This is a genomic window from Clostridium sp. (genome assembly GCF_016650035.1).
GTDB lineage: Bacteria > Bacillota > Clostridia > Clostridiales > Clostridiaceae > Clostridium_AD.
The window spans coordinates 44,175-51,134 of record NZ_JAENWM010000018.1 but is presented as its reverse complement, the minus strand read 5'-3'; the positions used below and the strand labels follow the sequence as shown (position 1 = coordinate 51,134).

Annotated in this window: 5 protein-coding genes; all 5 read right to left on the bottom strand. The window is 30.1% G+C overall.

Features of this window, described 5'->3' with window-relative positions; all coding sequences use genetic code 11:
* Window positions 1-690: 690 nt before the first annotated feature.
* Genes JJD95_RS06415 through ispD form a run of 5 tightly spaced genes read right to left on the bottom strand, consistent with a single transcriptional unit; the run spans window position 691 to window position 6,953 of the window.
* Window positions 691-2,613, bottom strand: a complete 1,923-nt coding sequence (locus JJD95_RS06415; RefSeq protein ID WP_291641509.1) for a hypothetical protein — start codon at window positions 2,611-2,613, stop codon at window positions 691-693.
* A 30-nt stretch (window positions 2,614-2,643) separates the two neighbouring features.
* A complete protein-coding gene (locus tag JJD95_RS06410) occupies window positions 2,644-3,735 on the bottom strand; it encodes a glycosyltransferase family 2 protein (RefSeq protein ID WP_291641507.1) in 1,092 nt (363 codons plus the stop codon).
* A 46-nt stretch (window positions 3,736-3,781) separates the two neighbouring features.
* Window positions 3,782-5,176 carry a hypothetical protein gene (locus tag JJD95_RS06405; RefSeq protein WP_291641505.1) on the bottom strand — a complete coding sequence of 465 codons (1,395 nt, stop codon included), beginning with the start codon at window positions 5,174-5,176 and terminating at the stop codon, window positions 3,782-3,784.
* Window positions 5,177-5,193: 17 nt separating this feature from the next.
* Window positions 5,194-6,243 (bottom strand): alcohol dehydrogenase catalytic domain-containing protein, encoded by a 1,050-nt coding sequence (locus tag JJD95_RS06400; protein WP_291641502.1) that lies wholly within the window; start codon window positions 6,241-6,243, stop codon window positions 5,194-5,196.
* Window positions 6,243-6,953, bottom strand: a complete 711-nt coding sequence (gene ispD / locus JJD95_RS06395) for a 2-C-methyl-D-erythritol 4-phosphate cytidylyltransferase (protein WP_291641499.1) — start codon at window positions 6,951-6,953, stop codon at window positions 6,243-6,245. The genes JJD95_RS06400 and ispD overlap by 1 nt, the downstream gene beginning before the upstream one ends.
* Window positions 6,954-6,960 lie beyond the last annotated feature (7 nt).

The following is a 6,960-nucleotide window of genomic DNA, read 5'->3' as shown; positions in this document are numbered from 1 at the left end:
TTTAAAAATTCTTGCACCGTGCAGGCTTGTTTGCTATACCTGTTTTTATTACAAACCGCTCTAATATCATTAAATTTTATAATTCTATACAACTCAAAACAAATTCAAGTTTTATTTATTAGTTTCCGTGAGTACTCTAATATTTTGAATTGCTGCGTAGGGAGATTCACCATTTTGACCAATGGCATTTTCTAAATACTTCACCAATTTGTGGTCTTTTCCCATTTTTAGTGCAGGTCCTTTTCCGTGCCTTGTCTGTCATGTTCTAGTTGTCCAACCTCTGCACTGTACTGCCTTCGTAATGTTAAATTGTACTACCATTCCTTTAGTAATTTCACGCCTTATTGCACGTTCGCACCGACCACCTATTTGCTCTGCTATGCATCTTTAATTTAGCCCCAACTTGTATAGTGTTTCCAACTTTATACGTTCCTCATAGGTAAGGTGTTTACCTTTTTTGCTTACTGTGATAAAATTTAATTAACTCATTTGAAATCCTCCTGTACTTGTGTTGGTTTAGTCACTTAACATTGTACTAGAGTTTTTCTCTTGAGTCTTTATTTTTTTGTTATATGGTCATTTCATTTTACAACTTACCAACACTGTGTGAACATTCCAAACTTATCTCCTAAAATACACCTCTATTATTAAGAATTCGACCCTATATTTTATTCATCTATAATTAAATTATTAATTCCCAATTTCCACCTTAATCAGCATGCCTCTTGCCACGTGGGTGGCCCCTAACTTCACATAATACAGTGTATCGTTTTTAATTGATGTACTTCCACCCTCAAAAATCTCACCATATCTTTTATTGAAAGTGTCATTAGTTCTGTAAATATACACGTAGGTGTAGTCACTTTTTAGTTCCTCAGCCCACACATCTACATCAATATCTTTAGTCCAAATGTCTCCCTTATAATAAGGTTTACCAAGACTCCAACTATCTGAATTCAAATTAGTTTTTATAGGTGTTATATTATATCTGCTCACCCAAAAATCAAACCCATTATCTGCAACAGAAATAAAATACAACTTATCAGTTTTACTGTTTACTACCTGTTTTATCTTTGTAATAGGCGCATAAGATGCACGTAATGTTATTGTACCCTTTGTATTGTAGGGTCCTAATAAGAAACAATTAATAACTGGAGTTACTTTTATATTTAATAATAACGATAATAATATGCAACTAGAAATTGCTACCTTAAATTTAGTAATGCACCTTTGCTCTTTAAAACTTATAGTCATAACAAGAAAAATTAAGACTCCTAGGAGATAGGTACCTGAATATCTTGAATAAGAAGCTAATTTAGTAGCCTCATACTCTGAATATGTAAAAACATATAAAATAAGTAAAGAGAGTGTGTATATTGCACTTCCCATAAATAAACTAATAGTTGCTAATTTAAATCGACTTCTTTCACTATCATTACAAATAAATTGGATTAGTATAATAGAAATTACTATAAGTAACACAATCCAACTCATAAATGATAACTTAAGCGTGTAGTCAGTTAAAAAAAGCTCCGAGAAGGCGTTGATAAAGTTCTTTATTGTTGCCATTTGGTAATGTGGAGCATTTCCATTAAACAAACTTTTAATATTTAAGAGGCTAATTTCACTTGTATTCCAAGCCTCATTTGTTTTAGTAATTTTAATATATATGGACCATGAATATTTTGATAATAAAGCGAAGATTATAGGACACAAGACTAATACAATTCTTTTAACAGTATTAATTTTCTTATCCTGTTTAATGTATTTCTTTAACTCCTGTCTTTTTACAAATATAAGATCTAACGCAATTACTATAATAGATATAATTGCGAGACCAAATCCGGATGCTTTTGTAATGGTTAATACAAATAATGCTAAACTTATGTTGATAATTTTAAAAGTACTCATTTCATTTACATAATAAGTAATGAGAATATAAGCGAACATAACTCCTAGTATTGCATCTACCATTATAATACTATAAAAATCCTGGAAGAATGCCAAAGGGAGTATTAATATTAATATAAATCTGATAACTATCTTGCTAGCATTTTTCCATCTTATATTACTAAATACAGGTATCATTAATGAAAAATATAATATGTTCATAGCCATATATAAGTTACCCTCTGTAAAATTTCCAGATAGTTTCATCCATAAATATTCAAACAATGCAGTTGCAGGAGGGTACCCCCTGAATACAGTAGTTGCATCTGGATGATTGCCAAGTGCATCGAGTATGTACATATTTTTAACTACAGTTCCCCAATGTGAAAATTCATCCCAAGATGTAAGCATTCTTCCTTTTTGTGCCCACCATGCTAACACGAAGAATACTATAAACATTGCAAACCCCGGTGTCATAACATTTTTTATAAAATTTTGTCTATTAGAATAAATAGAGTAACAGCAAAAAAACATACTAACTACCCCTATTGCAATTACACTATATACTCCAATTTTCAGGAAACCTAATAATCCAAATAAATATAAGATTAAAATTATTAAAAAGATCCATAATGAGAAGGTTTCTTCAATTTTTTTATCAAATTTCAAAGAAATTATAGCAGCTCCTGAGCATAATAGTGCAAAGATAAATAGTAAATACATATGTTTATGGCTCCTTTCAAATTTAACATATTATAATTTCTTTGAAACATATTTTTTACCAAAAACCCATTCCTTTTGAACTTTATAACTCATAAGGGACAAAATACTATCTATTACCACTTTGATTAGGACCTCAGAGCTCTTAAAAATAAACCAAGTTGCTGATACACTTAACCCTGATATAAGCATTAAAGTTACACATAAAATATAATATCTAACTAACACCATTTTATCAATAGCTTTGTGTTTAAATACTGCGTTTTTATTTACATTATAATTAAATAATGAAGACATAACTCTTGCACCAATAGTTGATAATAGAATGAAATATCCCGGTGTTAGGTTATGAAGAAGTTTTGCAAACATTGAAAATAAAAAAATGTCTAAAATAAAAGATAAAAATGATGATGATATAAACTTAAAGAAAACACCATAGATTTTTATTGAATCTACAAGCGGATTAAAATGAGATGATTTATTTTCTTCTATATAAATCGTGTCAATACACACTTCATCTATAGCAATATCTTGATTTTTGCATTCAAGTAGCATATTGGTCTCATATTCAAATCTTTCTCCATGAACACTCATTAAATCCAATGCAAAATCATAAGAAATAGCTCGAAGTCCAGTTTGGGTGTCTCTAACTTTTATTCCAGCCAGAAAACTAAACATTTTTCTGGTCAAAACATTCCCAAACCTGCTTCTGAAAGGGATATTTGATTTTGAAAAGTTCCTGGACCCTAATATAAGTTTGTCAGGGTTATCTATTAGTTTCTGCGATACCCTTATAATATCTTCAATACTGTGTTGACCATCAGCATCAGCTGTAACAATACCAACACATTCTCCACAATTGTTTAGAAAATAATTAAATCCTGTTTTAAGTGCTCTACCTTTCCCCATATTCACAGCATGAATTAAGATATGGCACTTTGTCATATGTTCCAACTGATTAAAAATCGGCTTATATTCCTCACTACTACCATCATCCACTATGCTAATATTTATAAATCCTGCGTTTATAAGATTGTTTACTAAAATTATCAGTTTATTATCTGGATTATAAGCTGGTATTAAGATTGATATTTTTTCAAATGTATCTAATTCTCTAAGCTCCATTTTGCACTCTTCTTTCTATTCAAGTTTAGAAACATTTCTTTTGTTCCTATTTCTTAAGTTTTTTGGTTTCTTTAGTGTTTTTCCTATTCTTCACCATAGATATAATATATTTCAAATCAGAATTAAATAAAATGCATTCTGAAATTAACATACTTATTAAGAACATAAATGCTTTAAGTAATGATGGAACAGGAATTATTTTAACTGTTTGATAACAAACTAAATATACAATAAAATGAATTATCTCATTTTTGTGTATTTTTAATCCTTCAAAATCAAATGAAGAATATATATACCATACAACTAATGTAATAAGTGTTCCATATGCAATCATTACGGGATTATTTAATACGTATGTCGCAAATGCATTTAATATAAATGCTAATGCTACCATTTTAGAGGCTACAATTAAATATTCCTTGCCCCTTTTCCCTACTTTATAAAGATTTGCATACAAAACATTTGTTAAGGTAATGAATGGTATCCCAATTATCAATATTCCTAGTATTTCTAGTGATGGTGTATATTGTTTTAGAAAGTTATTCACTATAAATTCCAATACAAAATAACCAGCAGGTGCAAACGTGCATATTAATATAATATATTTTTTAACTTTTGAGACGACTTTCGCATCTCCCTTGTTTCTTGCTAAATAAGGATAAAATAAAACTGTAATTGAATTTATTAAAACTAAAAATAAGCTTAACATTGATACCGCAAAAGAATAGTATGCGAAATCATCAACTGTAAATTTTATTTTAACAAACCATCTATCTAAAGTAATAAATAGAAGGCTTACAGCATTTGCTATCATTATAGTAAAACCCATACTTGTTATTGCTTTTATTTCTAAGTGTCCTATTTTTTCTGCCTTTTTTGTTGAAAAAATAATTATAGCTCCACCAACTATTGCCATAACTATATTTCCAATAACTTGAATCCTCATATATAAAATTGGTGACTTTATGATTAATATGACTGCAAGAATAGATATTAAATTTACTATATTTTGCGCTATTCTTATTACTACATATTTGTTGAACTCACCTGTAGCTCTATATAATAGAGAAATAAATAACACAACTTGAAACGGTAAGATATAAAATACAAAACATCTAAACACCATATCTTTTATAATAAATATTGATATGACTATCAACAATGCTACTACAGCTGTTACTATCTTTAACATAACATAGAAATAACCTTTTATTTTCTCTCTTTTTATATCTGTTATATCTTTACCACCTAATATTAAATACATTCCATCTGAAAATCCAAAATGGAGCATTCCTGCATATGTGATATATAGTGTAAATGTCTTTAAATAAGCATAAGATTGTATATCAAAAACCTTTGGTATCACGAGTGCACTCAATACGCCAATCAATATCCCTAAAAACTCTACAAATATTACTCTAAGTGATTTATTTATATTCATTTAATTTCCTCTTTGCTTTAAAATTTGAAATTCATAATATGTTTCCCAAGTTGTTTACTTTCTGCCTCTGCTTCGAATACTCTATAATAATCTTTAATTCCATAGATAGGTTCTGCATCTATGATTAGTTTCGAAATATCTGATCTAAAATCTGGTTTTTTAAGTAAACTTGCTGCAACTTTAAAATCTTCTACGTTGCTCCTTGTAACTCCATAAATTGCTAATCCCTTTTCTAATATCTTACGGGTATTAATTTCTACAGGATTTTCTGATACTCCTGCTAAAACTAATTTAGACCCTGGGATTACAGTGCTCAAAATCTGTTCAATTCCACCTTGTGCAGCTATGCCACCAATACATTCAAAAGCAACATTAATCTTTTTCTTCTTAATGCTTGGATCACTGGCTAGAAGTGTTTCTACCCCTTCAAACATATCTAGTTTCTCTTTATTGTGTCCTATCACTATAATATGTCCCTTATGTAACTGTTTGAGCACTGAGCATAATATATACCCTAGTATCCCATCACCCCAAATGCCTACAATATCTTCATCTTTTAATACTATTCTACGAATTGCTGTATTGGCCACAGAAATAAGTTCTGCAAACACCGCAATATTAGAGTCAATAGTATTATCTATCTTAACAAGATTGCGGGCTGGATATGCAATATAATCTTTAGAGTATCCATTATAAGTACTTGATGCAAATAATGCCTTAGGTGAATAGTTTTCTCCTAGTCTTTTATTTGCACATAGTGCGTGTTCACTCTCGTCCTGATTTTCAGTTAAAGGCATAATATTTGGCACTAGGGCAACCTTATCTCCCTTTTCAAAAGTATTGGTAGGATCTTTAACTATTGTTCCTATAGCTTCATGTATTAGATTTATTGGGTATTTAAGATCAAGTGTTCGAGCATCTCTAGTACCTAGATAATATCTTAAATCGGCTTTACATACAGCCGCTGTATTAATCTTTACTACTGCATCTCCTACATTTACTTCTAAATCTTCTATGTAAACTTCAAATCTCTTAGACTGAACTATTTTAAAACCTCTAGTTAACATTATATTCGCTCCAATTTACTCATTTTAATTATTGATTTCAGTAGAAGTAAATCTTCCATTGTAGTAATTTTAAAATTTAGTTTATCTCCTGTTACTAGATGAACTTTTTTTCCATAATTAAGTACTAATCTACAGTCATCAGTAGAATCCTGAAGATTAGATTTTGCTGCACTTTCATGAGCCTCTAATATAGTTGAATATTTAAAGCTTTGAGGAGTTTGCCCTATGTACAATTCTTTCCTCACAGGTATTGAAGATATAGTGTTATCGTCAACACTCTGAATTATAGTGTCTGAAGTAGGAATAACAGTATCTACTGCACCATACTCTTTAGCTCCTTCAATGTTCCCAACTATTATCCTATGTGAAATAAGTGGTCTTGCAGCATCATGAATAACTACAATATCGTCAGGTTTTACATCTTCCTCAATTGCCCTTAGACCATTTAAAACGGATTCCTGCCTTGTTTCTCCACCGTCAACTATCCATTTTACTTTATTGAGTTCGAATTTTCTAGTCCATATCTTTATATCTTCATGCCATTCTTTAAGGCAAACCACAGCTATTGCATCTATTTGCTCATGTATATCAAATGCTTCAATTGTGTGTACAACTATCGGTTTACCATATATATCAATAAATTGCTTAGGTTGATCAACTATACCCATTCTAGTACCTTTTCCACCTGCAAGTATAATAGCAATATTCATTAATATC